The organism is Streptococcus sp. HMSC072D05, assembly GCF_001815805.1.
Lineage (GTDB): Bacteria > Bacillota > Bacilli > Lactobacillales > Streptococcaceae > Streptococcus.
This window is the reverse complement of the sequence record NZ_KV822011.1, coordinates 1-2163: the sequence shown is the minus strand read 5'-3', so window position 1 is coordinate 2163 and position 2163 is coordinate 1. Positions and strand designations below refer to the sequence as shown.

The following is a 2163-nucleotide window of genomic DNA, read 5'->3' as shown; positions in this document are numbered from 1 at the left end:
AGATTATTATGAAAAAGAAAAGTTTAGGATATTTGTTACAACAAGTTAGGAGGTCTTCTTGTAACTGTCTATAGTATACCCAACCTGTCTTAAACTAATCTTAAAAATCTCCTATGACCAAACACTTTCTAAAATATTAGTTTGTTCACGACCGGGACCTACTGAGAAAGTTGAGATACGAACACCAACCAACTCGCTTACACGACGAACATAGTTACGTGCATTCTCAGGAAGGTCTTCTAAATTACGGACTCCAGTGATGTCTTCTGACCAACCTGGCAATTCCTCGTAGATTGGCTTGCAACGTTTCAACTGCTCAAGACTAGCAGGATAGTAATCAATACGTTGACCATCAAGATCATAGGCCACACAGATTTTCACAGTATCCAAACCACTCAAAACATCGATAGAGTTCAATGAAAGATTGGTAATCCCAGATACACGGCGGCTGTGACGCATCACAACTGAATCAAACCAACCTACACGACGTGGACGACCAGTTGTTGTACCGTATTCATGACCTACTTCACGGATGCGATCCCCCACTTCATCAAATAATTCAGTTGGGAAAGGTCCGTCACCTACACGACTCGTATAGGCTTTACAAACACCTACAACCTTGTCAATCTTACTTGGGCCAACACCAGACCCAATTGTCACACCACCAGCGACAGGGTTTGACGACGTAACAAATGGATACGTACCTTGGTCGATATCTAGCATAACACCTTGCGCACCTTCAAACAGCACACGTTTGCCATTATCAAGCGCATCATTCAAGATAACGGATGTATCTGTCACGTATTGCTTGATTTGTTGACCATACTCATAGTATTCTTCAAAAATATCGTCAACTGAAATAGGGGTACTATCATATAATTTTTCAAACAAACGATTCTTTTCCGCAAGATTGCGTTCCAAACGCTCACGAAAAATTTCTTTATCCAAAAGATCTGCAATACGAATTCCAACACGAGCAGCTTTATCCATATAGGCTGGACCGATTCCCTTGATTGTAGTACCAATTTTATTGTCGCCCTTAGCTTCCTCTTGCAAACGGTCTAATTCAATGTGATATGGTAAAATGACATGCGCACGATCCGAAATGCGCAAATTATCTGTTGTCACACCTTCTTCATGAAGATAATTCAACTCTTTTACTAGAGATTTAGGGTTTACAACCATCCCATTCCCAATAACAGAGATTTTTTCAGGAAAGAAAATTCCAGATGGAATCAAGTGCAACTTAAATTTCTTACCATCAATCACAATCGTGTGACCTGCATTATCACCACCTTGATAACGAGCAATTACCTCTGCATTAGCTGAAAGAAAATCTGTAATTTTCCCTTTACCTTCATCACCCCATTGGGTACCTACAACAACAACTGAAGTCATAATAAAAATCGTCTGAGCTACTAGGAGCTCGTCCTTTCTCATATACATGGCAGGAATTCCACCCGCAATTATATCTTACAATTTATTATAAGAAAAAAACACTATTTTATCAAGAAGAAACAGTAGAAAAGATTTGGAAATTCTCTCATTTCTAAATATAAAAACCTTTGATTATAAGCTAATTCTATATTTTTTAAAATATATCTACAACAATCGTTCGTAATTATGATATAGATACTTCCTATTGGATGAGAGTGGTACCACCTTGCAGGAATTTATCTAGATATAGACGATAAGCTGTTTTAAAGTGATATAGTGAAAAGTCCCTATCACTTTTTATTTTAAATCGGATTAAATAATATAGTAAAAACCGAAGATGAAGTGATTCCCACTCTGAACAACTCTGACCTAAAGAGGCATATTCTTGTTCAACTAGTTTCAAAAAGACAAATGCTCGATCATAAAATTTCTGAAGCATATAAAAATTCCCTTTCTTATTAGTAACACTAGTCTAACAAAAGAAGGAACTAAAAAAGTTTCAAATCCTATAAAAGAAGAATTTAAAGCTAAACGAACTAAAAATAAAATAAAGAGGTAATTACAGATTTAAAAATTAAAATTTGAAATTTCAACAATCCACTATATTTATAAATAAAAAAACGCTCAGTTGAACGTTTTGATTTATACTCCGCCAGTAGGACTCGAACCTACGACATCATGATTAACAGTCATGCGCTACTACCAACTGAGCTATGGCGGATAAAA

2 protein-coding genes and 1 tRNA gene are annotated in these 2163 nt (G+C 36.5%); all 3 read right to left on the bottom strand.

The annotated features are described in order from the left end of the window. Positions 1-111: 111 nt before the first annotated feature. The 3 genes from HMPREF3057_RS03290 to HMPREF3057_RS03280 all read right to left on the bottom strand — a co-directional run bounded on the left by HMPREF3057_RS03290 (position 112) and on the right by HMPREF3057_RS03280 (position 2158). The gene (locus tag HMPREF3057_RS03290; protein WP_070696445.1) at positions 112-1398 is read right to left on the bottom strand and encodes an adenylosuccinate synthase; all 1287 of its coding nucleotides are present in this window, start codon (positions 1396-1398) and stop codon (positions 112-114) included. A 241-nt stretch (positions 1399-1639) separates the two neighbouring features. After that, positions 1640-1876: a sigma(X)-activator ComW gene (comW, locus tag HMPREF3057_RS10345; RefSeq protein WP_000939509.1), complete on the bottom strand. Its 237-nt coding sequence runs from the start codon at positions 1874-1876 to the stop codon at positions 1640-1642. Between the two features lie 208 nt (positions 1877-2084). Continuing rightward, a tRNA-Asn gene (locus tag HMPREF3057_RS03280) sits at positions 2085-2158 on the bottom strand. Positions 2159-2163 lie beyond the last annotated feature (5 nt).

Coding starts and splice junctions, on each gene's coding strand:
- HMPREF3057_RS03290 (WP_070696445.1), bottom strand. CDS start 1,398: ATGACTTCAGTTGTTGTTGTAGGTACCCAATGGGGTGATGAAGGTAAA.
- comW (WP_000939509.1), bottom strand. CDS start 1,876: ATGCTTCAGAAATTTTATGATCGAGCATTTGTCTTTTTGAAACTAGTT.